The sequence below is a fragment of the uncultured Dechloromonas sp. genome, assembly GCF_945957265.1.
GTDB lineage: Bacteria > Pseudomonadota > Gammaproteobacteria > Burkholderiales > Rhodocyclaceae > Azonexus.
This window is the reverse complement of sequence record NZ_CAMFKO010000013.1, coordinates 68,321-92,556: the sequence shown is the minus strand read 5'-3', so window position 1 is coordinate 92,556 and position 24,236 is coordinate 68,321. Positions and strand designations below refer to the sequence as shown.

The 24,236-nt window shown below is 66.1% G+C and carries 27 protein-coding genes; 15 read left to right on the top strand and 12 right to left on the bottom strand.

Annotation, left to right across the window (positions count from 1 at the left end; genetic code table 11):
- Window positions 1-29 precede the first annotated feature (29 nt).
- The 6 genes from Q0P59_RS09125 to Q0P59_RS09100 all read right to left on the bottom strand — a co-directional run bounded on the left by Q0P59_RS09125 (window position 30) and on the right by Q0P59_RS09100 (window position 5,115).
- The gene (locus Q0P59_RS09125) at window positions 30-497 is read right to left on the bottom strand and encodes a peroxiredoxin (protein WP_295005836.1); all 468 of its coding nucleotides are present in this window, start codon (window positions 495-497) and stop codon (window positions 30-32) included.
- An 88-nt stretch (window positions 498-585) separates the two neighbouring features.
- The gene (gene ftsB, locus Q0P59_RS09120) at window positions 586-870 is read right to left on the bottom strand and encodes a cell division protein FtsB (RefSeq protein ID WP_011288098.1); all 285 of its coding nucleotides are present in this window, start codon (window positions 868-870) and stop codon (window positions 586-588) included.
- A 6-nt stretch (window positions 871-876) separates the two neighbouring features.
- Window positions 877-2,160 carry a phosphopyruvate hydratase gene (eno, locus tag Q0P59_RS09115; protein ID WP_295005817.1) on the bottom strand — a complete coding sequence of 428 codons (1,284 nt, stop codon included), beginning with the start codon at window positions 2,158-2,160 and terminating at the stop codon, window positions 877-879.
- Window positions 2,161-2,196: 36 nt separating this feature from the next.
- Entirely contained in the window at window positions 2,197-2,505 is a 309-nt protein-coding gene (locus tag Q0P59_RS09110) for a DUF1330 domain-containing protein (protein WP_295005813.1), read from the bottom strand.
- Window positions 2,505-3,341 carry a 3-deoxy-8-phosphooctulonate synthase gene (gene kdsA / locus Q0P59_RS09105; RefSeq protein WP_295005811.1) on the bottom strand — a complete coding sequence of 279 codons (837 nt, stop codon included), beginning with the start codon at window positions 3,339-3,341 and terminating at the stop codon, window positions 2,505-2,507. Before kdsA ends, Q0P59_RS09110 begins: the two co-directional genes overlap by 1 nt.
- Window positions 3,342-3,477: 136 nt before the next feature.
- The gene (locus Q0P59_RS09100) at window positions 3,478-5,115 is read right to left on the bottom strand and encodes a CTP synthase (RefSeq protein WP_295005809.1); all 1,638 of its coding nucleotides are present in this window, start codon (window positions 5,113-5,115) and stop codon (window positions 3,478-3,480) included.
- A gap of 157 nt (window positions 5,116-5,272) precedes the next feature.
- On the opposite strand from Q0P59_RS09100, the gene Q0P59_RS09095 reads away from it, so the two are divergent.
- The 14 genes from Q0P59_RS09095 (at window position 5,273) to Q0P59_RS09030 (ending at window position 17,298) form a co-directional block, all read left to right on the top strand.
- Window positions 5,273-6,223, top strand: coding sequence for a dialkylrecorsinol condensing enzyme (locus Q0P59_RS09095; protein ID WP_295005807.1), 951 nt, complete (start codon window positions 5,273-5,275; stop codon window positions 6,221-6,223).
- On the top strand, window positions 6,207-7,358 hold the full coding sequence (locus tag Q0P59_RS09090; RefSeq protein ID WP_295005805.1) for a beta-ketoacyl-ACP synthase III: 1,152 nt from the start codon (window positions 6,207-6,209) through the stop codon (window positions 7,356-7,358). Before Q0P59_RS09095 ends, Q0P59_RS09090 begins: the two co-directional genes overlap by 17 nt.
- On the top strand, window positions 7,348-7,743 hold the full coding sequence (locus tag Q0P59_RS09085; RefSeq protein ID WP_295005803.1) for a hypothetical protein: 396 nt from the start codon (window positions 7,348-7,350) through the stop codon (window positions 7,741-7,743). The genes Q0P59_RS09090 and Q0P59_RS09085 overlap by 11 nt, the downstream gene beginning before the upstream one ends.
- Window positions 7,743-8,732 (top strand): BtrH N-terminal domain-containing protein, encoded by a 990-nt coding sequence (locus Q0P59_RS09080; protein WP_295005801.1) that lies wholly within the window; start codon window positions 7,743-7,745, stop codon window positions 8,730-8,732. The genes Q0P59_RS09085 and Q0P59_RS09080 overlap by 1 nt, the downstream gene beginning before the upstream one ends.
- Window positions 8,732-9,643, top strand: coding sequence for an ABC transporter ATP-binding protein (locus Q0P59_RS09075; RefSeq protein WP_295005799.1), 912 nt, complete (start codon window positions 8,732-8,734; stop codon window positions 9,641-9,643). Before Q0P59_RS09080 ends, Q0P59_RS09075 begins: the two co-directional genes overlap by 1 nt.
- Before the next feature lie 3 nt (window positions 9,644-9,646).
- Window positions 9,647-10,861 (top strand): ABC transporter permease, encoded by a 1,215-nt coding sequence (locus Q0P59_RS09070; protein ID WP_295005796.1) that lies wholly within the window; start codon window positions 9,647-9,649, stop codon window positions 10,859-10,861.
- Window positions 10,858-11,127, top strand: coding sequence for a phosphopantetheine-binding protein (locus Q0P59_RS09065; RefSeq protein ID WP_295005794.1), 270 nt, complete (start codon window positions 10,858-10,860; stop codon window positions 11,125-11,127). Before Q0P59_RS09070 ends, Q0P59_RS09065 begins: the two co-directional genes overlap by 4 nt.
- Before the next feature lie 8 nt (window positions 11,128-11,135).
- Window positions 11,136-12,215, top strand: a complete 1,080-nt coding sequence (locus tag Q0P59_RS09060; protein ID WP_295005792.1) for a beta-ketoacyl synthase N-terminal-like domain-containing protein — start codon at window positions 11,136-11,138, stop codon at window positions 12,213-12,215.
- Window positions 12,215-12,889, top strand: coding sequence for a hypothetical protein (locus tag Q0P59_RS09055; protein WP_295005790.1), 675 nt, complete (start codon window positions 12,215-12,217; stop codon window positions 12,887-12,889). Before Q0P59_RS09060 ends, Q0P59_RS09055 begins: the two co-directional genes overlap by 1 nt.
- Before the next feature lie 17 nt (window positions 12,890-12,906).
- Window positions 12,907-13,764, top strand: coding sequence for a tetratricopeptide repeat protein (locus tag Q0P59_RS09050; protein WP_295005788.1), 858 nt, complete (start codon window positions 12,907-12,909; stop codon window positions 13,762-13,764).
- Window positions 13,765-13,788: 24 nt separating this feature from the next.
- Window positions 13,789-14,688 carry a histone deacetylase gene (locus Q0P59_RS09045; RefSeq protein WP_295005786.1) on the top strand — a complete coding sequence of 300 codons (900 nt, stop codon included), beginning with the start codon at window positions 13,789-13,791 and terminating at the stop codon, window positions 14,686-14,688.
- 9 nt (window positions 14,689-14,697) lie between these two features.
- Complete coding sequence (locus Q0P59_RS09040) at window positions 14,698-16,194, top strand: NAD(P)H-hydrate dehydratase (protein ID WP_295005783.1); 1,497 nt, start codon at window positions 14,698-14,700, stop codon at window positions 16,192-16,194.
- Between the two features lie 32 nt (window positions 16,195-16,226).
- Window positions 16,227-17,090: a carboxylating nicotinate-nucleotide diphosphorylase gene (nadC, locus tag Q0P59_RS09035; protein WP_295005781.1), complete on the top strand. Its 864-nt coding sequence runs from the start codon at window positions 16,227-16,229 to the stop codon at window positions 17,088-17,090.
- A gap of 70 nt (window positions 17,091-17,160) precedes the next feature.
- Window positions 17,161-17,298, top strand: a complete 138-nt coding sequence (locus Q0P59_RS09030) for a hypothetical protein (RefSeq protein WP_191090377.1) — start codon at window positions 17,161-17,163, stop codon at window positions 17,296-17,298.
- Here Q0P59_RS09030 and Q0P59_RS09025 read toward each other — a convergent pair.
- From Q0P59_RS09025 to Q0P59_RS09005, 5 genes are all read right to left on the bottom strand, one after another.
- Complete coding sequence (locus tag Q0P59_RS09025; RefSeq protein ID WP_295005778.1) at window positions 17,285-17,914, bottom strand: class I SAM-dependent methyltransferase; 630 nt, start codon at window positions 17,912-17,914, stop codon at window positions 17,285-17,287. The two genes, Q0P59_RS09030 and Q0P59_RS09025, sit on opposite strands and share 14 nt — an antisense overlap.
- On the bottom strand, window positions 17,911-19,338 hold the full coding sequence (gene thrC, locus Q0P59_RS09020) for a threonine synthase (RefSeq protein ID WP_295005776.1): 1,428 nt from the start codon (window positions 19,336-19,338) through the stop codon (window positions 17,911-17,913). The genes Q0P59_RS09025 and thrC overlap by 4 nt, the downstream gene beginning before the upstream one ends.
- Window positions 19,339-19,370: 32 nt before the next feature.
- On the bottom strand, window positions 19,371-20,495 hold the full coding sequence (locus Q0P59_RS09015; RefSeq protein WP_295005774.1) for a hypothetical protein: 1,125 nt from the start codon (window positions 20,493-20,495) through the stop codon (window positions 19,371-19,373).
- On the bottom strand, window positions 20,496-20,771 hold the full coding sequence (locus tag Q0P59_RS09010; protein WP_295005772.1) for a DUF2249 domain-containing protein: 276 nt from the start codon (window positions 20,769-20,771) through the stop codon (window positions 20,496-20,498).
- A 106-nt stretch (window positions 20,772-20,877) separates the two neighbouring features.
- Window positions 20,878-21,213: a hypothetical protein gene (locus Q0P59_RS09005; RefSeq protein ID WP_295005769.1), complete on the bottom strand. Its 336-nt coding sequence runs from the start codon at window positions 21,211-21,213 to the stop codon at window positions 20,878-20,880.
- 189 nt (window positions 21,214-21,402) lie between these two features.
- Between Q0P59_RS09005 and Q0P59_RS09000 the strand changes: the two genes are divergently transcribed.
- A complete protein-coding gene (locus Q0P59_RS09000) occupies window positions 21,403-22,845 on the top strand; it encodes a PLP-dependent aminotransferase family protein (RefSeq protein ID WP_295005767.1) in 1,443 nt (480 codons plus the stop codon).
- Between the two features lie 66 nt (window positions 22,846-22,911).
- Here Q0P59_RS09000 and Q0P59_RS08995 read toward each other — a convergent pair whose 3' ends face one another.
- Entirely contained in the window at window positions 22,912-24,222 is a 1,311-nt protein-coding gene (locus tag Q0P59_RS08995; RefSeq protein WP_295005765.1) for a homoserine dehydrogenase, read from the bottom strand.
- Between the last annotated feature and the right edge of the window lie 14 nt (window positions 24,223-24,236).

Genomic DNA, 24,236 nt, shown 5'->3' with positions numbered 1-24,236 from the left:
GGCTGATTTTAACATTGCGCCCCGAAAGCTCAGGCGTTGAGTTCCTTGACCAGACGCAGCACGTCAAGGGCATGCCCCTTGTAATTGACGTTATACAGCGCATGCCGAATGGTCCCGGTACGATCAATCACGAAGGTGGAGCGGCAAACGCCGAATTTCCGGTGGCCATCGACTTCCTTGGCCTGCCAGACGCCGTACTGCTTGCAGACGATGCCTTCGGTATCCGACAGCAACTCGATGCCGATGCCTTCCTTGTCGCGAAACTCCGCATGTTTCAGGCAATCGTCCCGGCTGATGCCGAGCAGGACGCAATCGTGGCGAAGAAAGTCGTCCTCGTGATCCGAGAAGTCAGTGACTTCCTTTGTGCAACAAGGCGTCCCATCCTTCGGATAGAAGAAGATAACGATGTGCTTGCCTTGGTACCTGGCCAGATCGATCGTCTCCATATCGGCATCCGGCAGTGAAAACACAGGGGCTTGTTCGCCAACCTTGAGCAGCATTTTGTTCTCCTCGGGGGGGACTGCTGGGAGCGATTCTAGCGGAGGCAAATATCAGTGGCTACTGCGTCTGGCGGGATTTCGAGAATTATTTCCCGGGAACTTTTTCCGGGATCTGGACGAAGGTTTCGTCCTGTTTGACCATGCCCAGCTCGAAGCGGGCACGTTCCTCGATGGCGTCGTAACCCTGCTTCAGGTCTCGGACTTCGGCATCGAGACCCGCATTCCGGATTTCCAGTTTGCGGGTGACTTCCTTTTGCTGCTGCAACTGACGGTCGTATTCCCACACCTTCAGCCAGCCCCCCTTACCCACCCATAGGGGGTACTGGAGCAGGCCAATGGCTGCGAGAAGGCCGACCGTCAGCCAACGCATGCGCGATCAGCGCAGGTTGTAGAAGGTTTCGCGGCCCGGGTAGGAAGCGGTATCGCCCAGGTCTTCCTCGATGCGGATCAGCTGGTTGTACTTGGCGATACGGTCGGAACGCGACAGCGAGCCGGTCTTGATCTGGCCGGCATTGAGGCCGACGGCGATGTCGGCGATGGTGCTGTCCTCGGTTTCACCGGAACGATGCGAGATCACGGCGGTGTAGCCGGCGCGCTTGGCCATTTCGACGGCTGCGAAGGTTTCGGACAGGGTGCCGATCTGGTTGATCTTGATCAGGATCGAGTTGCCGATGCCCTTCTTGATGCCTTCCTTGAAGATCTTGGTGTTGGTCACGAAGACGTCGTCGCCGACGATCTGCACCTTGTCGCCGAGGCGATCGGTGAGCAGCTTCCAGCCGTCCCAGTCGGCTTCGGACATGCCGTCCTCGATGGAAACGATCGGGAACTGGTCGGCCAGGTTGGCCAGGTAGTCGACGAACTGGGCCGAGGTCAGTTCCAGGCCTTCGCCGGCCAGCTTGTACTTGCCGTCCTTGTAGAACTCGGAAGCGGCGCAGTCGAGCGCCAGCAGCACGTCCTGGCCCGGCACGTAACCGGCCACTTCGATGGCTTCCATGATGATCTGCAGGGCTTCGGCGTGGCTGCCCAGGTTCGGGGCGAAGCCGCCTTCGTCGCCGACGGCGGTCGAGTGGCCCTTCTTGTTCAGCAGCTTCTTCAGCGCATGGAAGATTTCGGCGCCGCAACGGATGGCTTCGCGGATATTGGTGGCACCGACCGGCATCACCATGAATTCCTGGATATCCAGGCTGTTGTTGGCGTGCTCGCCGCCGTTGATGATATTCATCATCGGCACCGGCATCTGCATCGGGCTCATGCCGCCGAAGTAGCGGTACAGCGGCAGGCCGGACTCTTCGGCGGCGGCCTTGGCGACGGCCATGGAAACGGCCAGGATGGCGTTGGCGCCGAGGCGCGACTTGTTGTCGGTGCCGTCGAGGTCGATCATGGTCTGGTCGATGAAGGCCTGTTCCTGTGCATCGAGGCCGATGATGGCTTCCGAGATCTCGGTATTGATGTTCTCGACCGCCTGCATCACGCCCTTGCCGAGGTAACGGCTGCCATCGCCGTCGCGCAGTTCGATGGCTTCGCGGGTGCCGGTGGAAGCGCCGGACGGCACGGCCGCACGGCCCATGACGCCGGATTCGAGCAGAACGTCGGCTTCGACAGTGGGATTGCCGCGGGAATCGAGAATCTCGCGGGCAACAACATCAACGATAGAACTCATATTTCTTCCTTATTTTCAGAAGGTTGAAAGAACAAATTAAACCTGATTATCAATACCGGAAATGACCAGCATGTTCATTTCGGCAATATTTTCGCGGGCCTTGCGGGCCGCCTGGTACTCGGGCGAATCGTAGAAACGCTTGGCTTGCTCGACCGACTCGAACTCGATGACGATCATCCGCTCGGGCGGCGACCATTTGCCTTCGAGAATTTCGGAAGCGCCTCCCCGGACGAGGAAACGACCGCCGTATTGTTCGACCGCGACCGTGGACAGCTGGCGATAGCGGACGATGGCCTCGGCGTCATGCACCTTGACCTCGGCAACGATATAGCCCTTGCCCGGCATTACTTCAACTCCTCGAAGCCGGCCGACTTCACCGCCTTGTCGAGTGCCACCAGCGTGGCGAGCAGGCTTTCCATACGATCCAGCGGCCAGCTGTTCGGACCATCCGACCAGGCCTTTTCAGGACAGGGATGGGTTTCCATGAACAGGCCGGAGATGCCGACCGCCACCGCGGCCCGCGCCAGCACCGGCACGAATTCGCGTTGGCCGCCGGAAACCGTACCCTGCCCACCCGGCAGCTGTACGCTGTGGGTCGCGTCGAACACCACCGGGCAGTCAGTTTCACGCATGATGGCCAAGCTGCGCATGTCGGAAACCAGATTGTTGTAACCGAACGAAGCACCGCGCTCGCAGACCATGATGTTGTCGGCGCCGTTGTTCACCTCGCGCGCCTTGGCGACGACGTTCTTCATGTCGCCCGGCGCCAGGAACTGGCCCTTCTTGATGTTCACCGGCTTGCCGCAGGAGGCGACGGCATGGATGAAATCGGTCTGCCGGCACAGGAAGGCCGGGGTCTGCAGGACATCAACAACGGCCGCAACGGCGGGGATGTCCTCGACGGTATGCACGTCGGTCAGCACCGGCACGCCGATCTGGCGCTGCACTTCGGAGAAAATGCGCAGGCCTTCATCCAGACCAAGGCCACGTACCGAGGTGCCGGAACTGCGGTTGGCCTTGTCGTAGGAAGCCTTGAAAATGTACGGAATGCCTAGGCGCCCGCAGACTTCCTTCATATAGCCAGCCACATCAAGACACAACTGCTCGGATTCAGCAGTACAAGGCCCTGCAATCAGAAAAAACGGCTGATCAAGACCCGCGTCAAAACCGCAAAGTTTCATGCCAATCCCCTCCGGGCCTTATGACAGCCTGCGCGGTCGCATCCCCGCAAAGCGGGGCCCCTGCTCTGCGCTCCGGCTGTCCCGGCGATCAGGAAAAAAGGCTGGTCAAGACCAGCCTCGAAACCGCAAAGTTTCATTATTTCTTGCCCTGTTTATTGGCCAGCGCCGCCTTCACGTAGGAGGTGAACAGCGGGTGACCCTGACGCGGGTTGGAGGTGAATTCCGGGTGGAACTGGCAGGCGACGAACCACGGATGGATCTCGGCCGGCAGTTCGACCATTTCGCATAGGTCGGTGCCCGGCGCACGGCCGGCAACGATCAGGCCCTTCTCTTCAAGGCGGGCGAGCAGCGTGTTGTTCACTTCGTAGCGATGGCGATGGCGCTCGGTGATTTCCGGCGCACCGTAGATCTGGCGGGCCAGCGAACCTTCCTTCAGCTTGCAGACCTGGGCGCCGAGGCGCATGGTGCCGCCGATATCGGAATCCTCGCTGCGCTTCTCGACCTTGCCGGAAGCATCCAGCCACTCGGTGATCAGGCCGATCACCGGGTACGGCGTATCCTGCACGAATTCGGTGGAGTGCGCGGCTTCCATGCCGGCCACGTCGCGGGCAAATTCGACCACTGCCAGCTGCATGCCGAGACAGATACCGAGGTAGGGAATCTTCTTTTCGCGGGCAAAACGGATGGCGGCGATCTTGCCTTCCGTGCCGCGCCGGCCGAAACCGCCCGGAACGAGGATGGCGTCGAGGTCTTCGAGCACGCCGGTGCCGTTCTTCTCGATATCTTCCGAATCGAGATAGACGATATCGACCTGGCTGCGGGTATGGATGCCGGCGTGCTTGATCGCTTCGATCAGCGACTTGTACGACTCGGTCAGGTCGACGTACTTGCCGACGAAGGCGATCTTCACCTGGTGCAGCGGGTGCTCCAGGGCGACGATCAGGTTTTCCCAGACCGTCAGGTCGGCCGCCTTGGCCAGGATGTTCAGCTTGTGGCAGACGATCTCGTCGAGCATCTGCTCGTGCAGCATGCCCGGGATCTTGTAGATCGAATCGGCATCCAGGCACTCGATGACGGCTTCCGGCATGACGTTGCAGAACAGCGCGATCTTGCGGCGTTCCTCGACCGGGATGGAGCGGTCGGCGCGGCAGAGCAGGATGTCCGGCTGGATGCCGATTTCACGCAGTTCCTTGACGGAGTGCTGGGTCGGCTTGGTCTTCAGTTCGCCGGCGGTCGGGATGTAGGGCAGCAGCGTCAGGTGCATGTAGCAGACGTTGTTGCGGCCTTCCTCGATGCCCATCTGGCGGATGGCTTCGAGGAACGGCAAGGATTCGATGTCGCCGACCGTGCCGCCGACCTCGACGATGGCCACGTCGGCGCCTTCGGCCCCGGCCTTGACCTTGCCCTTGATTTCGTCGGTGATGTGCGGGATGACCTGCACGGTCTTGCCGAGGTACTCGCCGCGACGCTCTTTCTTGAGCACGGTGTCGTAGACCTGGCCGGTCGTGAAGTTGTTGCGCTTGGTCATCTTGGCGCTGGTGAAGCGCTCGTAGTGGCCAAGGTCAAGGTCGGTCTCGGCGCCGTCCTCGGTGACGAAAACCTCTCCGTGCTGGAAAGGACTCATCGTGCCGGGGTCGACGTTGATGTAGGGGTCGAGCTTGAGGTGGGTGACTTTGATGCCGCGGGATTCCAGAATGGCCCCGAGCGACGCGGCGGCGATGCCTTTGCCCAGAGAGGACACGACACCACCCGTAACGAAAACAAATTTGGTCATGGAAAGACAGGCTGCGGGAAAGCAGAATCATAGCCGATAAGCTCGGAAATCCCCAAGCGCGTCGACTTTGCGCGGCATTCAAATCGAATGAGGAACCGGCGACAAAGCCCCTTCCCCCTTTGTTAGAATTCGCGCTGAATCCACCGCCAGAAGCCAAATGAAGCAGGTTCTCGTCGTCAATTACTCGCAAACCGGGCAGCTTTCCGACATCGCCGCGCAAGTGACCGGTCCGCTGCGCGAAGCCGGCCATCGGGTGCATGTGGAAACCCTGGTCCCGGCCACGCCCTACCCGTTCCCGTGGCCCATCGTCGATTTCGTCGACGCCATGCCCGAGTGCGTGCAAGGCGACGCGCCGCCGCTCCAGCCGCTGAGCCTTGCCGCCGATGCCGACTTCGACCTGGTCATCCTGTGCTACCAGGTCTGGTTCCTGTCGCCCGCCCTGCCGATCACCGCCTTCCTGCACAGTAATGAAGGAAAACGCCTGATCCGCGGCAAGCCGGTCGTCACCCTGGTCGCCTGCCGCAACATGTGGCTGTCGGCCCAGGAAACCATGCAGAAGTTGATCACCGAGGCCGGCGGCAAGCTGTGCGACCACCTGGCCTTCACCGACCGCGGCCATCCGCTGGCCACCTTCATCACCACCCCGCGCTGGGTGCTGACCGGCCAGCGCGACCGCTTTTTCGGCCTGCCGCCGGCCGGCGTCGCCCCGGAGGAAATCCTCGGAGCCAGCCGCTTCGGCCGCGCCCTGGCCGATGCCTTGGACCGCAATGCCGAAAAATCCGGCCAGCCCATGCTCACCGGCCTGCGTGCCGTGACCGTCAATCCCCGCCTGGCGATCAGCGAACGCGCCGGCCGCCGCGCCTTCGGCGTCTGGTCGCGGCTGATCCGCGCCTGCGGTCGACGCGGCAGCTGGCGGCGGCGCCCCATCCTCCTGGTATTTTCCGTTTATCTGATTGTGATGGTATTGACGGTCGTTCCGACCAGCCTATTGTTACAATGGCTGCTTTCCCCGCTGCTGAAATCGCGCCTGGAGGGGCTGCGCGCTCAGCTGGAACTGCCGAGCGGGTCCGAGGAATTCAATCTAGAAAAATATGACCAGTCGCGGTAGTGCCTACATCACCGGCACCTCTTCCTTTCTGCCCAACGCGCCGGTAGCCAACGACGATATCGAACAGGTGCTCGGCATGATCGCCGGCAAACCGTCGCGCGCCCGGCGCGTCGTGCTGCGCAACAATGGCATCCGCAGCCGGCACTACGCCATCGACCCGGCCACCGGCGCCTTCACCCACTCCAACGCGGCGCTCGCCGCCGAGGCCATTCGCCGGCTGGATGCCGGTGCGCCGGACGTGCTGGCCTGCGGCACCTCCTGTCCCGACCAGCTGATGCCCAGCCATGCGGTGATGGTGCACGGCGAACTGCGCATCCCGCCCTGCGAGGTGGTGTCGACGGCCGGCATCTGCGCGGCCGGGATCAGCGCCCTGAAATACGCCGCCATGGCCGTGATGGCCGGGTTGGCCGGCAAGGCCGTGGCCAGCGGCTCGGAGCGCGCCTCGGGCGGCCTGCTCGCCCGCCACTACGAGCCGGAGTCGGCGCACCGCGTCGGCGAACTGGAAGACAATCCGGAAATCGCCTTCGAGAAGGATTTCCTGCGCTGGATGCTGTCCGACGGCGCCGGCGCCTTCCTGGTCGAGGACGCGCCGCGCCGCGCCGGCCTGTCGCTGCGCATCGACTGGATCGACATCCAGTCGCAGGCCGACAGCATGCCGGTGTGCATGTACGCCGGCGGCGACAAGGCACCCGACGGCCGCTTCCGCGGCTGGCAGGAATATGCCGCCAATGAATGGACCGAGCAGTCCATCTTCATGGTCAAGCAGGATGTCCGCCTGCTCAACGAGGCCATCGTCGAGCAGACCTTCGGCAAGCCGCTGGCCAAGGCGCGGGCCGAACGCGGCCTGGCCGCCGAGGGGATCGACTGGTTCCTGCCGCACATGTCCTCCGAATATTTCCGGCAGCCGCTGGCCGCCTACATGGCCGGTGCCGATTTCGCCATCGCCCCGGAAAAGTGGTTCACCAACCTGCAGACCAAGGGCAATACCGGCTCGGCGTCAATCTTCATCATCCTCGACGAACTCTTCCGCAGCGGCCGCCTGCAGGCTGGCGACCGCCTGCTCTGCTTCGTGCCGGAAAGCGGCCGCTTCACCGGCTCGCTGATGCACCTGACGGCCGTCGACCATGCTGGATAGCGAAGTCCCGCAGGAAGGCAACAGCACGCTGGGCGGCCATCGCAAGGCGATGTACGCGCGCGGCGCCGACGGCAAGCTGCACATCGTCCAGTCGGCCGGCTGGGAGGTCGAGGAAATCGTCACCAAGCAGGCCGTCGACGACCTCCTTCGCCTGACCGAAGACGCCCGTCAACGCGTGCTCGCCGGCCAGACCTCGGCGCTCGAATACCACATGTACCGGGTGCGCATGGACGTGCCGCTGCTGGCGCAGGCCAGCGGCATCTGGCAATGGCGCATCCGCCGGCATTTCCGGCCGGCCGTTTTCGCCCGGCTGTCGCCGGCCCTGCTGGCGACCTACGCCGACGCCATGGGCCTCAGCGTCGAGCAACTGAAAAAGACCGACTGATGGACTTCCAGCACAGCCAGGCTTCCCACTGCGAAAGCGGCGTCATGTCGACGCTGCTGCGCCACCACGGGCTGCCGCTCTCCGAGCCGATGACCTTCGGCCTGTCGTCGGCGCTCTCCTTCGCCTACCTGCCGATCATCAAGATCAACGGCCTGCCGCTGGTCGCCTACCGGATGCCGCCCAAGGCCATCATCAAGGGCCTGCAGAAACCGCTCGGCCTGAAGATGCGCTTCGAGACCTTCGGCAATCCGGCCGCCGGCGTCGCCCGCCTGAACGAACTGCTCGACCAGGGCAAGCTGGTCGGCCTGCAGACCTCCGTCTTCTGGCTGCCCTACCTGCCGGAAGACCTGCGCTTCCACTTCAACGCCCACAACGTGCTGGCCTGCGGCCGTGAAGCGTCGGGCGACTACCGGCTGTCCGACCCGGTGGCCGAAACGCTCGTCACCTGCCCGCCGGCCGACCTGCAGCGCGCCCGTTTCGCCAAGGGCGCGCTCGCTCCCAAGGGCCTGCTCTACTACCCGGTCGGCACGCCGCAGACGCCGGACTGGCACAAGGTCCTGCCCGCCGCCATCAGGAAGACGACGCGCATCATGCTCGATGCCCCGCTGCCGATCATCGGCGTGCGCGGCATCCGCTGGCTGGCCAAGGCCATCGAGAAGCTGGATGCCGGCGACGGCGCTGCGCACAGCAAGATGTTCATCGGCCAGGTCGTGCGCATGCAGGAGGAAATCGGCACCGGCGGCGGCGGTTTCCGCTTCATCTACGCCAGCTTCCTGCAGGAGGCGGCCGACCTGCTCAAGCGCCCGGCGCTGGGCGAACTGGCCGAGCAACTGATCGACATCGGCGACGAATGGCGGGAATTCGCGCTGGCCACGGCGCGCATGATCCGCGACCGCGACCCGCTGCAGCCGCCGAAGCTGGCCGACAAGCTGCGCGCCATCGCCGACCGCGAGCAGGCCTTCTTCCGCGACCTGCGCCGCGCCGCCTGATGCTGCGCATCGACGGCGTTTCCTTTCGCTACCGGGATGCCGGCACCCCGGCGCTCGACGGTGTCACGCTGGACATCCCGGCCGGCGGCGTCTACGGCCTGCTCGGCCCCAACGGCGCCGGCAAGACGACGCTGATCTCCATCCTCGCCGGCCTGCAGACGGCAACCGGCGGCCGCATCACCTTCAACGGCCGCCCGCTGGCCGAGGCCCGCGCCGCCGAGCCGCGCGCCATCGCGCTGGTACCGCAGGACTACGCCTTCTACCCGATGCTGACCGTCGCCGAAAACCTCGATTTCTTCGGTGGCGCGCTCGGCCTAGAGCGACGCGAGCGGCAGGCGCAGATCGAGTCGGCCATTGCCTTCGCCCGCCTCGAGCAGGTCACGCGCAAGCCGGCCGAACAGCTCTCCGGCGGCCTGCGCCGGCGCCTGAACCTGGCCATCGGCCTGCTCGGCCGTCCGCGACTGCTGCTCCTCGACGAACCCACCGTCGGCGTCGACCCGCAATCGCGCCGCTTCCTGCTCGACGCCATCGCCGGCCTGCCGGCCAGCGGCACCTCCGTCATCTACACCAGCCACTACATGGAAGAGGTCGAGGCCATCTGCCAGCGCGTCGCCATCGTCGACCAGGGCAAGGTGCTGAGCGAAGGCGCCCTGGATGCCCTGCTGCGCTGCGACGAGTCGGTCGTCGAACTGGAGCTGGGCGCCGAACTGCCGGCCGAACTGGCCGCCCGCCACGCGGCCGTCGGCGAAGGCGGCCTGCACTACCGCCTCAAGCTGGCGACGCCGGCCGCCCTGCCCCGCCTGCTCGACGACCTGGCCGCCGCCGGCTGCGCCGTGCAGCAACTGAAGGTCGGCCGCGAAAACCTCGAACACCTCTTCATGCGCCTGACCCGGCGCTCGCTGCGGGACTGAGCCATGACCCGACTCATTGCCCTGTGGCGCAAGGAAACCCTGGCCCTGCTCCGCGACCGGCACGGCCTGGCCGCCCTGTTCGCGATGCCGATCATCTTCATCCTGGTCATGACCATGGCGCTGCACGACGCCTTCATGCCCGGCGCGGCGATCGACGTCGGCTATGCCATCGTCGATCTCGACCACAGCCCGCATTCGCAATCCCTGGTCCGCCGGCTGAACAAGGCCGGCAGTTTCCGCCACGTCGCCAGCGCAGACAATCCCGACACCGCCCGGCAAGCCATCCGAGACGGCCGCTACGCGCTGGTCCTGGTGCTGCCCAAGGGCTTCGGCGAACGCCTGCTCGCTCCCGGCGGCGCCGACGGCCAGCCGACCGAACCGCTCGGCCTGTTCGTCGATCCGACCCTGAACCCCGCGCTGCAACTGGCTTTCCGCACCCAGACCAGCGCCGCGCTGGGCACCCTGCGCGCCGACGAACTGACGCGCCAGGCCGGCAAGCTGTTCGGCCTGCCGGTGGCCGCCAACGCGCCGGACCGCGAGTGGCCCGACGAGATCGTCACCGTCGCCGTGCAGAACGACCGCAGCATCCGCCCGCCCTCGTCCGTGCAGCAGAACGTGCCGGCCTGGCTGGTCTTCGCCATGTTCTTCGTGGTCATCCCGATTTCCGCCATCCTGATCGTCGAGCGCCAGCAGGGCACGCTGAGCCGCCTCGCCGCCATGGGCCTGCCTTTCCGGCTGGTGCTGCTGGGCAAGCTGCTGCCCTTTTTCATCGTCAACCAGATCCAGGCCGTGCTGATGGTCGGCGTCGGCCTGTTCGTCGTGCCGCTGTTCGGCGGCGAAGCCCTGGTCATGCCCCAGGGGATGGGCCTGGTGCACTGGTGGCTGGTGTCGATGGCGGTCAGCCTGGCCGCCGTCGCCTGCGCCCTGCTCGTCGCCAGCCTGGCCAGGACGACGCAGCAGGCGACCATCGTCGGCGGCGTCGGCAACATCCTGATGGGCGCCATCGGCGGCATCATGGTCCCCAAGTTCATGATGCCGGCCGCCATGCAGACGCTGGCCGAGTTTTCGCCCATGGCCTGGGGGCTGCAGGGTTTCCACACGGTCATGCTGCGCCACGACGGGTTCGCCGCTATCCTGCCCGTCCTTCTCCAACTGCTCGCCTTCGCGGTCGCCGCCCTGGCTGCCGCGATCTGGCTCAACCACCGTCAATCCGCATGAGCGCCGAACTCCGTCTTGCCCTGAAAGCCCTGATCGTCGAAGCCTGCGACAAGGATTGCGACCCGGCCAGCATCGCCGACGACGACGTGCTGTTCGGCCCGGAAGCCCCGCTCCAGCTCGATTCGCTCGACGCGCTGCAAGTCTCGATGGCGATCAAGAAGCAATACGGCCTGCGCCTGCCGGACAGCAAGGAAACCCGGCGCATCCTGAGCAACGTCGCCAACCTGGCCGAGCACCTGGAAGGCTGGCTGGCCAGCCGGGGCTGAGCGCAGCGATGCAGCGACCGCTCCATATCGTCGCCAGCGGCCTGCTCTGCGCCCGCGGCGACTCCCCTGCCGCCGTCGGCGATGCGCTGTGGGCGGGCGAATGCACTGCCGGTGAGCGCCTCCTGGGCGAGCGGTACTTCCCCTATTTCGCCCTACCGCTGGCCGAGCCCGACTGGCTCCTGCGCGCCGAAAGGGCGGTGCGCCATGTCGGCGCGCAACTCGGGCCGTACGCGCCGGAAACGCCGCTGTTCGTCGCCTCGTCGTCCTTCCAGGTCGGCCTCTTCGAGCAACGCGGCGCCCCATTCGACATGCCCGTCGGCAGCGCCTCGTTCAGCCGGCAGATCGCCGACTGGCTGACCCTCACCGGTCCGCGCAGCAGTTTCTCGACGGCCTGCACCTCCGGCTTCTCGGCCATCGACGCGGCCACCACGCTGATTTCGGCGGGGCTGATCGACGAAGCCATCGTCGTCGGCGTCGAACTGGCCAACGCCAGCACGCTGGCCGGCTTCGCCGCCATGGAACTGCTCTCCCGCTCCGCCTGCCGGCCGTTCGACGCCCGCCGCGACGGCCTGGTGCTGGGCGAAGCGGTCGCCGCCGTCAGGCTGTCCGCCGCGCCCGGCCCGTGGCAAATCGCCGGCATCGCCAGCGGTCTGGATGCCTATTCGACGACCGGCCCCGATCCGGACGGCGGGCCGATTGCCGGCGTGATGCGCGAGGCCCTGCAGGCGGCCGACACTCCGCCCGCCGCCATCGACCTGGTCAAGCTGCAGGCCGCCGGTTCGCCGGGCAGCGACCTGGCCGAAGCCAACGCCCTGCGCCAGGTCTTCGCCGAGGTCATGCCGCCCCTGCTGTCGCTGAAACCGGCCCTCGGCCACACGCTGGGCGCCAGCGGCATCGCCGAACTGGCCGCCCTGATCGCCAGCCTCGACGCCGGGCAGATTCCGGCCACCGCCAACTACGGCGAACCGGATGCCGACATCGGCCTGGCCCCGCTCACCGTGCGTTCGCAGGCTGTCGTCCGCCGCGCCCTGCTTAACCTGGTCGGCTTCGGCGGCGGCCTGGCCAGCCTGCTCGTGGAGCGCAGCTGATGGTTTTCCTCAACGCTGTCGTCAGCCAGGATTTCGCACCGGATGCCTTGCCGAACGCGGTTCGGTCAGCCATCGGCAAACCCCTGCGCCGGGCGGCGGCGCTGACCCAACTGGCGCTGACCGGCGCCTGCGCCTGCCTCACCGAAGAACAACGCCGGCAGCCGACCATTCTGCTCTGGCAATCGACCAGCGGCCCGCGCCTGGAAACCCTGAACCTGCTCGACGAGGTCTGCCTGGGCGGCGGCGAACCGATGCCCTACGACTTCCTGGCCACCCAGCCGGCCCTGGCCGCGGCGCAGATCCAGCCCTTCCTGCCCGGCCTGCGCTCGGCCACGCACCTGCCGCTGGACGGCGAAAACAGCGCCAACTGGAGCATGCTGCTCGCCCTGGCCTGCCGGTGGCTGGATCAGGGCCGCTGCGCGCAGGTGCTGTGCGCCCAGCTCGACCATTGGCCCGATGCGGCAAGCGGCCGCTGGCTGGCCCTCGGCACCGGGCCGGCGGCCACGGCGCTGGGCCGCCTGCAGCCGGCAAGCCTGCCGGCACCGGCGGGGCAAGCGGATACGCCGGACTTCCCGGCACACCTGCGCGAATGGCTGGATACCGGCCGCGCGTCATCCTTTTACCTGCACGCCGCCACCAGCCCGCGACTGGCGGTAGAATTCGCCCGACTTTAATTTTTCAGGCCCTCATCATGTCCGAATTTGCATTTGACGTTTCCATCGAAGAATTCGAAGCCAAAGTCCTGATCCCGGCCGAGACCGTGCCGGTCGTCGTCGATTTCTGGGCGCCGTGGTGCGAACCGTGCAAGGTCCTCAAGCCGATGCTGGAGAAGCTGGCCGAGGAGTTCAAGGGCCGCTTCATCCTGGCCAAGGTCAATTCCGACGAAAACCCGGAACTCGCCCAGCATTTCGGCGTGCGCAGCATTCCGTCGGTCAAGGTGCTGTTCCAGGGCCAGCTGGTCGACGAATTCAACGGCGCCCTGCCGGAAGGGCAGATCCGCGAATTCCTCGAGCGCATCGCGCTGCCCGCCGGGCCGGAGCAGGCCAACCTGCGCGAGCAGGCCGCCGCCCTGGTTGCCGAGGGCAAGCTGGAAGAAGCGCTCGCCGCGCTGGTCCAGGCCAGCCAGGCCAACCCGCAGGATCAGGCGATCCAGCTCGACGCCGTCGATGTGCTGATGCAACTGGGCCGCAACGACGAAGCCAAGCAGTTGCTGGCCGGCGACTACGCCAACGAGCCGGACCGCGCCAACACCCTGCGCGCGCGCCTGGCCCTGCTCGACGGCGCCGCCGATACCGCCCCGCTGGAAGCCAGGCTGGTGGCCGACCCGGACGATCACGCCACCCGCCTCGAACTCTCCAAGGCCTACGCCGCGCAAAGCCGCTTCCGTGAAGCGCTCGAGGCTGCCCTCGAAGTCGCCCGCCGCGACCGCTTCTTCAACGAGGGTGCGGCCCGCAAGGCCATCCTGGCGCTGTTCGAGGCGCTTTCCGGCGAGCAGTACGACGATCTCGTCCGCGAATTCCGCCGCAAGCTGTCCGCCACCCTGAACTGAGTTCACCCGGCGAAGGCATCGGCCGTGCAGCTGTTCTACACCGATGTCTTCGTCCTGCCGCTGCCGGCCGGCCATCGTTTCCCGATGGAAAAGTATTCCCGGCTGCGCGAAAGCCTGCTCGCCAGCGGCGAATTCAGCGAGAGCGACTTCCATCTGCCGCACGCGGCCAGCGACGAAGAGCTGGGGCGCGCCCACGATGCCGCCTATATCGCCGCCGTCAGCCAGGGGCTGCTGCCGGAAAAAGCCCAGAAAGCCATCGGTTTTCCGTGGAGCGCCGGCATGGTCGAACGCTCCCGCCGCTCGGCCGGCGCCACCATCTGCGCCTGCCGGGCGGCACTGGCGCATGGCGTCGGCGCCAACCTGGCCGGCGGCACGCACCATGCCTTTCGCGACCGCGGCGAAGGCTTCTGCGTCTTCAACGACGCCGCCGTCGCCGCCCGCGCCATGCAGGCCGAAGGCCGGGCCAGGCGCATCCTGATCGTCGATTGCGACGTTCACCAGGGCAACGGCACGGCCAGCATCCTGCGCGGCGACGACAGCATCTTCACCTTCTCGATGCACGGCGCCCGCAACTTCCCGTTCGACAAGGAGGCAAGCGACCTCGACATCGAACTGCCCGACGGCTGCTCCGACGCCGCCTACCTGCTACGCCTCGACGAAGGTCTGAATACGGCTTTCGACCTCGCCCGCCCCGACCTGGTCATCTACCTGGCCGGCGCCGATCCTTACCATGACGACCGGCTGGGGCGGCTGGGCCTGAGCTTCGACGGGCTGGCCGAGCGCGACAACCGCGTCTTCTCGCGTTGCCGCGACGCCCACATTCCCGTGGCCATCGCCATGGCCGGCGGCTATGCCCGCCAGATCGACGATACGGTGCGCATTCACGCGACGACCATCCGCCATGCCAAACGCACTTGGGGATAGAATCCGACGATGATTTCCAATGCCCTCTACCGCTCGCCAGCGCTGCGCCAGCTCGAGGCCAAGCATGCCGACCAGCCGCTGATGCAGCGCGCCGGCGCCGCGGCGGCCGACTGGGCCGCGCAACTGGCCGGCGCCAACGGGCGGCCCATCCTGGTCCTCGCCGGCCCCGGCAACAACGGCGGCGATGCGCTGGAAATGGCCCGCCTGCTCCGCCAACGCTTTTTCGCGGTGTGCGTCGTCCTCGCCGCCGCCCCCGACAGCCTCCCGGCCGACGCCCTGGCCGCCTACCGGCGCTTCACGGCCGAGGGCGGCACGACCCATGCCGACATACCGGAAGATGAACGCTGGTCGCTGGTCGTCGATGGGCTCTTCGGCATCGGCCTCAGGCGCGCCCCGGAAGGCATCCATGCCCGCTGGATCGTCTGCGCCAACAAGCTGGCCGACCGCGACGCCTGCCCCCTGCTGGCGCTCGACTGCCCCTCCGGGCTGAATGCCGACACCGGCGTCAGCCATGCTCCCTGCATCGGCGCCAGCCATACCCTGAGCTTCATCGCCGACAAGCCCGGCCTGCATACCGGCGACGGCCCGGACCATTGCGGCGAGATACGCATTGCCAACCTCGAACTCGACGTCTCCTCCGCAGCGAATCCGGATGGCCACCTGCTGTTTCGCGCGCATTTCGCCGACCGCCTCCGGCCGCGCCGGCTGAATACCCACAAAGGCAGTTTCGGCAGCGCCGGCATTCTCGGCGGCAGCAAGTCCATGGTCGGCGCCGCCTTCCTGGCCGGCCGGGCAGCCCTCAAGCTGGGCGCCGGTCGCGTCTATCTCGGCATGCTCGACTCCGACGCCCCGGCGGTCGACCTGGAGCAGCCCGAGCTCATGCTGCGCCGGGCCGATACCTTGCTGCAGGCCGATCTCCAGGCCCTGGCCTGCGGCCCGGGCCTCGGCCGCTCATCCGAGGCGCTGCGCCTGCTCGAACAATCGCTCAAGGCACCGGTGCAACTGGTGCTCGATGCCGACGCGCTCAACCTGCTGGCCGAAGACGGCCGTCTCGAGGGCAACCTCACCAACCGCGTCGGGCCGGCCATCCTGACCCCGCACCCGGCCGAAGCCGGCCGCCTGCTCGGCTGCTCGGTGCGCGACGTGCAAAGCGACCGCATCCGATCCGCCCTCGAGCTGGCCGAGCGCTATCGCAGCTATGTCGCCCTCAAGGGCTGCGGCACGGTCATCGCCACGCCGGAAGGCCGCTGGTGGATCAACACCACCGGCAATCCCGGCATGGCCTCCGCCGGCATGGGCGACGTCCTGTGCGGCCTGATCGTCGCGCTGCTCGCCCAGAACTGGCCTGCGCCAGCCGCCTTGCTGGCGGCCGTCCATCTGCACGGCGCGGCGGCCGACCGCCTGGTGGCGCAGGGCGTCGGCCCGGTCGGCCTGACCGCCGGCGAAATCGTCGACGCCGCCCGCCATCTCTACAACGCCTGGGTCAGCCCGGGCAACAGCCTGTAAAATGCGCCCTCCACCGCTGCCCGACGCCTGACATGACCATCGAATTCGACTACCCGCTGACCGCCGAAATCAACCGCAACGTGGCTGCCGCCCTGACCGAGGATGTCGGCGCCGGCGACCTGACCGCCAGCCTCGTCCCCGGCGAACGCCGCGTCAAGGCCACCGTCATTTCCCGCGAAGCCGGCGTCCTCTGCGGCACCGCCTGGTTCGACGAATGCGTGCGCCGCTGCGACCCGACGGCCACGGTGACCTGGCACGGCGCCGATGGCGATCGCATCGCGCCGAACCAGCTGCTGTGCGAAATCGAAGGCAACGGCCGCGCCTTGCTGACCGCCGAGCGCAGCGCGCTGAACTTCCTGCAACTGCTTTCCGCCGTCGCCAGCAAGGCGCGCATCTACGCCGATGCCATCGCCGGCACCGGGGCGCAGGTCGTCGACACCCGCAAGACCCTGCCCGGCCTGCGCATCGCCCAGAAATACGCTGTCCGCGCCGGTGGCGGCGGCAACCATCGCCTCGCGCTGTGGGATGCCATCCTGATCAAGGAAAACCATATCCACGCCGCCGGCGGCATCGCCCAGGCCATGGCCGCCGCCCAGCAGGTTGCCGGGCAGGCCGGGGAGCGCTGCAAGTTCATCCAGATCGAAGTCGAAAGCCTCGACGAACTGCATCAAGCCTTGAATGCCGGCGCGACGATGATCCTGCTCGACAATTTCGGCCTCGACACGATGCGCGAAGCCTCGCGAATCAACGCCGGCCGCGCCATCCTGGAGGCCTCGGGCAACGTCACGCTGGAAACGATCCGCGGCATCGCCGAGACCGGGGTGGATCGCATCTCGGTTGGCGCCCTGACCAAGGACGTCAAGGCGCTCGACCTGTCCATGCGCTTCGTTGGCTAGGCATTTCGGCAGATAATCGTCATAATTGCCGGACAGACGGTCGATTACAATAAAACTCAGGGGTACCCACATGCTGTTCGCGTTGTTCTACGTCGTCGCGATCTCGATTCTGGTGTTGCACTTCACGGGCTTCCTGGCCCGTCACAACCTCGAATGGCTGGTGCTGGTACTCGCCGTGGCCGTCTTCCCCGCCGTCATCTACCTGTAGGCTTGCGCGCCACGAGATCGATCAGCGCCGAACGGCCGCAATGCGCCGTTCCCTCCTCCAGAACATCCTCGTGCTCGCGCAGCAGCACGATTTCCCAATCGGCGAACAAGCCGCGCAGCAGCGCCTCGGTATACAGGTTCTCCACCGCCGACGGCCCACCGGTGCGATAGTCCAGTTGCCTGGGGGTATAACCCTGCAATAGCAGGAAACCGCCGGGCCTGACCGCCTGCTTCATGCCGGCGATCTGCCGGGGGCGCTCCTCCGGCGTCGCGAACTGGATGAAGATGCCGACCACGGCATCGTAGGCGTCTTCCGGCCAGGTCCAGTTCAGGATATCGGCCTGCTGCCAGTCCACCGCCACCCGCCTTGCCCCGGCCAGCTTTTCGGCCTTGCCCAGGGCGACCGGGGAGATTTCGGTGGCCGTCACCCGGCAACCCTGCCCGGCCAGCCAGACGGCATTGCGACCTTCGCCATCGGCCACCGACAGCACCGACATGCCGGCTGCGAAGCGTTCTGCCTGCGAGGCAAGGAAACCGTTCGGCGCCGTGCCGAACAGGAAATCGTCGCCCGCGTCGCGATAGCGGGCCGACCAGAACGCCTCGTGGTCGACGCTCAAACGCGCTCGACGACGAACTGCTTGATGGCCACGACGTCCGGCGCCATGACGACGACGCGCTGCGGCAGGTTCTCGATGCCCTTGAGGTCGGCCGGACGCACCGGCTCGGTGCCCAGCGCCTCGCGGATGGTTTCCTCGAACTTGGCCGGCTGGGCGGTTTCGAGAACGATCATCGGGATACCCGCCTGGCGATGTTCCAGCGCCACCTTCAGGCCGTCGGCCGTGTGGGTGTCGAGCATGACGTTGTAGCGGCCCTGGGCGAAGCGGATGGTCTTGATACGGTCGTTGTGCGTGCTCTTGCCGGACACGAAGGCGAATTGCGGCATCCTGGCCCAATGCGGCGTCGCCGACAGGTCGAAGGCCTCGCCCTTGTCGACCTTGGCCCACAGTTCGCGGACGACGGCAGGATCGCGCCCGACCAGGTCGAACACGAAGCGCTCGAAGTTCGACGCCTTGGAGATGTCCATCGACGGGCTGGAAGTGACGCTGGTCTCGACCGAGGTGCGCGGACGATAGACGCCGGTGCGGAAGAACTCGTCGAGCACGTCGTTTTCGTTGGTGGCCAGCACCAGCTGGGCGATCGGCAGGCCCATCATGCGGGCGATGTGGCCGGCGCAGATGTTGCCGAAATTGCCGGAGGGCACGGTAAACGCGACCTGCTCGTCATTGGACTTGGTGGCCAGGAAATAGCCCTGGAAGTAATAGACGATCTGTGCCGCGACACGCGCCCAGTTGATCGAATTGACGGCGCCGATCTTGTATTTGGCCTTGAATTCGGCGTCGTTGGAAACCGCCTTCACGATGTCCTGCGCGTCGTCGAACATGCCGGTCACGGCGATGTTGAAGATGTTGGCATCCTGCAGCGAATACATCTGGGCGCGCTGGAAGGCGCTCATCTTGCCGTCCGGCGACAGCATGAAGACCTTGACGTTGTGCTTGCCGCGCATCGCGTACTCGGCAGCCGAGCCGGTATCGCCTGAGGTGGCGCCGAGGATGTTGATGGCCTCGCCGCGCTTGTCAAGCACGTACTCGAACAGGTTGCCGAGCAACTGCATCGCCATGTCCTTGAAGGCCAGCGTCGGGCCGTTCGACAGCTCCTGCGTGTACAGGCCATCTTCCAGCTTGGTCAGCGGCGTGATCTGGGCTGCGTCACCGCCGTTACGGGCGTGGCAATAGACCTCGCCGGTGTAGGTCCTGGCGACCAGTGCCTTGAGATCGGCGGGCGGAATGTCGGTGATGAACTTGGAGAGGATTTCATAGGCCAGGTCGGCATACGACAGCTGGCGCCAGGCGTCGAGCTCGGCACGGGTGATCTGCGGGTAGGCCTCCGGCAGGTAGAGGCCGCCATCCGGGGCCAGGCCACCGAGGAGGATGTCGCAGAAAGCCTGGGGCGCGGCGTGACCGCGAGTCGAGAGATAGCGCATGGCGAAGACCTGGAAAGCGAAAAACTGCGATTTTACCGCGTTGGACGCCGCACGCGCACGGCTTGCGCCAGCGCGATCACAAACAGGCCGACGGCAGCCAGCAGCAAGCCGCCACCCAAGGCCTGGAATCCGGCCAGCAAGGCCAGCGCCGACGCGACGAACAAGGCGCCGCGCAGCGCGCCGGTGGCCACCAGGCGCTGCCGCATGGCCAGGCGCTCCGGGGTCGCCGGCCCCGGCCAGCGCCAGACCGGCAGCAACTGGCTGAGGGCCCCGCTGACCAGCGGCAACAGGAAGCCAGCGGCCCAGGCCGACAAGGACGCGCGCGCCGACAGGAAGCCGGCACCATGCAGCAGCCCGGCCAGCAGCGCCAGCAACAAGCCGCACAGGGATGCCAGCAAGGAGGCGGCAGCCCCGTCGTTCAACAAGGGTCGTATGCCGAAGCGTCGAATCCACTGGCCGGCCAGCCCCAGCACGCTGACAAAGATCAGCATGGCGCCGGGTGCCGAGAAAGGCCAGGCGATCACGGCGCCGGTGGCGACCACCAGGGCGCCCGAGGCAACCAGCCACAGGCGCCGGCGCAACCAGCCGGCGGCCTCCGGATCGGGCTTGCCCAAGGCGGTCGGCAGCAATACCGGCAAGGTTCCCAGCGCCGCCAGGCCGATCAGGCCCAGGGTATTGAGATGAAGGTGGAACAGCCGCAGGGCACGCCAGTAGTTGGGCCAGAACGGGATCAGCAGGATGCTCAGCAGCGCCAGGATCAGGCAGCCGATGGCCACGCCGTACCAGCGCCAGCCGGGATGCGGGGTACCCAGCGTCGCCCTGACCCGCAAGGCGATCCAGTTGATCAATACGCCCGCTGCCGCCACATCGCACGCCGCCGCGACATAAACCGCCGCGAAGGGGAGCCAGCCCTGCATGCCGCTGACGGCAAGCAGTCCGAAAAGCTGCACCACGTTGGGCAGCAGGGCCATGCGGGAATCGGTGTCGCCGGTACGCGTAAGCACCGGCACGAAATGCATCATCGCCGCGAAGATCAGCGGCACGATGCCGACGGCGAACGCCAGATGCGCCACCGCCAGAGGCGAACCCCAGCCGCTCAGTGCCAGCGCGACGCTGGCGATCAGGGCAAGAAGGCTGAGGCTCGCTGTCCGTATCACTCAGGCAATGACTTTGAAGTCGATGACGATGGCGCCCGGCTCGCGCTGCTGGTACTCGATGCTCAGGTGCTGGCCATAACGCTGCTGCAATTGGGCGAGCAGCGGCAGCGGATCGTGATCGTTGCAGAAGCGCATGGTTTCGCCCGGCATCAGCGCATCCAGGGCGCCGAAGATGGCGGCATGGCGGAAGCGCTTGGCGATACCGCGCGCGTCGAACGGATAGAGGGCTTCGGCAGTGGGGCGGTCACAGGAATGAACGGGATGAATGGTTTGCATCATAACTCCTTGAGTGGCTTGCCGGAATGGCAATCGGAATCGATTCTGCCCGGGGTCGCGGCGCAATTCCTTGATCCGTATCGCAATAGGCTTACCGCGGCAGAGGTTATCCCGCCGCCCCGCGCCGCGTCGTGGCGCTGGCAATCCACGACTCAAGGCAGCCTCCGACCTTGCGCCAGAACGAAATGCGGTCCTGCGGGATGACAGCCAGTTGCGCGCTGCGATTTCCGACGATATCGATCCAGCCGCCCACTTCGGCAACCCACACCTCCTCGCCGACAAGACGCTGCGTCACCCGCAGCGCCTGACCGCACACCCAGTCCGTCGTCTGCCCGATGTTCACATCCCCGGATACGACCAGCACCATGCTGCCGGCCTCGAGCAGGAATTGCCTTGTCTCGCCCCTGCCGACCGATAATCCGATTGTCCGCCTGTCGTCCATTTCCGCTCTCCTTTCCAGATTCCCGAAACCTCGGGAGACAGGCCTATCGTAGGCGGGACAAGTGGACCGGAACAGCCACAGGAATGAACAATCTGAACCGAAGCAATTAACTATATTCACCATCTGTTATGGTTCGTTTTTCCCGAATCTATATCTGCCGGCGAGAGCCTGGCCGGAGGAAGATGAGACATGGACCCGCTACCGCTCTACCGCCGCCTGGCAAACCACTATCGCGACGCAATCGAGAGCCGGACGCTCGCCCAGGGCGACCGCTTCCCCGCCGTGCGTACCCTGATGGAGCGCCATTCGGTCAGCCTGAGCACGGCGCTGCAAGTCTGCCGGCAGCTGGAAAGCGAAGGCTGGCTCGAATCCCGCCCGCGCTCCGGCAACTTCGTTCGCCAGCCGCAACGCACGGCCAGCCGGCCGCTTGCCGAGCCGCCGGCCAACCAGCCGATCGATCCGGCCCAGTATGTCGGCGTCCATACCCGGGTCTCGGAATTCATCGCCCGTACCCGGCAGGGTCCGGTCAAGGCCAACTTTTCCCGGGCGCGGGGCGCGCCCGGCCTGTACCCCGGCGAGGCCTTGAAGAACGCCGCCACCCGGGCCTTGCGCCGCAATCCGGAGGTGCTGGTCAATAGCGGCCCGCACAAAGGCAATGCCGGCTTTCGCGGCATTCTGGCCAGGCGCGCGCTGGCTGCCGGCATGCTGATCTCGCCGGACGATATCGTCGTCACCCAGGGCTGCATCGAAGCACTGAACCTTGCCTTGCGGGCGGTGACCCAGGCCGGCGACGTGGTCGCCGTCGAATCGCCGACCTTCTTCGGCATCCTGCAGATCCTCGAAAGCCTGGGCCTGCGGGCGCTGGAAATCCCGACCAGCCCGCATACCGGCATCTCGCTGGAGGCGCTGGAGCTGGCCGTTCAAACCCATCCCGGCATCAAGGCGATGATCGTCGTCCCCCATCTCCAGAATCCCCTGGGCAGCATCATGCCCGACGCCCACAAGGCCCGCCTGGTGGCCTTCTGCGAGCAGCAGGCCATCCCGCTGATCGAGGACGATACCTACAGCGCACTGTGCGAGGGCGATACCCCGCAGCGGGCGCTCAAATCCTGGGACCAGAGCGGCAACGTCATCCATTGCGCCTCATTCCACAAGGTTCTGGCGCCCGGCCTGCGCCTGGGCTGGATTTCCGGCGGGCGCTGGCAGGCGCGGGTCGAGATGTTCAAGCACGCCCAAACCCACTACAACGAGGAACTGCCGCAACTGGCCGTCGCCGAGATCGTCGGCTCCAGCGCCTACGACCGCCACCTGCGCCGCCTGCGCAGCGCGCTGAGAGTGCAACGCCAGCAGATGAGCGAAGCGATCACCGCCTATTTTCCGGCCGGCACCCGGATGAACAGTCCCGATGGCGGCATGGCGCTGTGGGTCGAATTACCCGATCGCCTGTCATCGCAACGCCTGTTCGACGCGGCCCTGCCCGAAGGCATCCTGCTGGCGCCGGGGCTGATGTTTTCCAACTCGAACCGCTACGAACATTTCGTGCGCCTGAATTGCGGCTGGCCTCACAGCCCCGGGATCGACGCGGCGATCAAGCGTCTCGGCGAACTGTGCGCGCTGCTGGCGGACGGTTGAAACTCAGCCGCCCCCCAACAAAAACGGGCGCCGCAGCGCCCGTTCGATCGACCGGAAGCGATGCGCTTACTGCAACTCTTCCAGACGAATGCGCTTGACCTTGCCCTTCTGTGCCGGCAAGCCTTCGATCCTGGCGATCGCCGCGTCGGCCGCACTTTCCTGGCAGACATGGGTGAGGATGATGATGTCGGTCTCGCCCTCGCCCTCTTCCGGCTCGCGCTGCAGCAGCGCGTCGATGGAGATGCCCTGGTCGGCCAGGATGCGGGTGATGTCGGCCAGCACGCCCGGCTTGTCCTCGACGCGCAGGCGCAGGTAGTAACCGGTCTCGATTTCGCTCATCGGCAGGACCGGCAGGCTGGACATGGCATCCGGCTGGAAAGCCAGATGCGGCACGCGATGCTCGGCATCGGCGGTGGCCAGGCGGGTGACGTCGACCAGGTCGGCGATCACGGCCGACGCGGTCGGCTCGGCGCCGGCGCCCTTGCCGTAATACAGCGTGGTGCCCACGGCATCGCCCTTGACGACGACGGCGTTCATGGCGCCTTCGACATTGGCGATCAGGCGCTTGGCCGGGATCAGCGTCGGATGGACGCGCAGTTCGATGCCCTTCTCGCGGCGCTTGGCGATGCCCAGCAGCTTGATGCGGTAGCCCAGCTGCTCGGCGTACTTGATGTCGGAGGCTTCGAGCTTGGTGATGCCCTCGACGTAGGCCTTGTCGAACTGCACAGGGATGCCGTAGGCGATGGAGGCGATCAGCGTGGCCTTGTGGGCGGCATCGACGCCTTCGATGTCGAAGGTCGGATCGGCTTCGGCATAACCCAGGCGCTGGGCTTCCTTCAGCACGTCGTCGAAGGACAAGCCCTTGTCGCGCATTTCGGACAGGATGAAGTTGGTCGTGCCGTTGATGATGCCGGCCGCCCATTCGATGCGGTTGGCGGTCAGACCTTCGCGCAGCGCCTTGATGATGGGGATGCCGCCTGCGACAGCCGCCTCGAAGGCGACCATGACGCCCTTCTGCTGGGCGGCGGTGAAGATCTCGGTGCCATGCACGGCGAGCAGCGCCTTGTTGGCGGTGACGACATGCTTGCCGTTGGCGATGGACTGCATGACCACTTCCTTGGCCACGCCATAGCCGCCGATCAGCTCGACGATGATGTCGATTTCCGGGTCGTTGACCAGCGAGAAGGCATCGTCGGTGACGCGGGCGGCACCGCCGGTCACCTGTTTGGCCAGCTCCACATTCTTGTCGGCCACGGCCGTGATGCGAATCGGGCGGCCGGCGCGACGGGTAATTTCTTCCGCGTTGCGATTGAGAACGGTCCAGGTGCCACCGCCGACGGTGCCGATGCCGATAAGGCCAACATTGATAGGTTTCATTTGAGTGCTTAGTA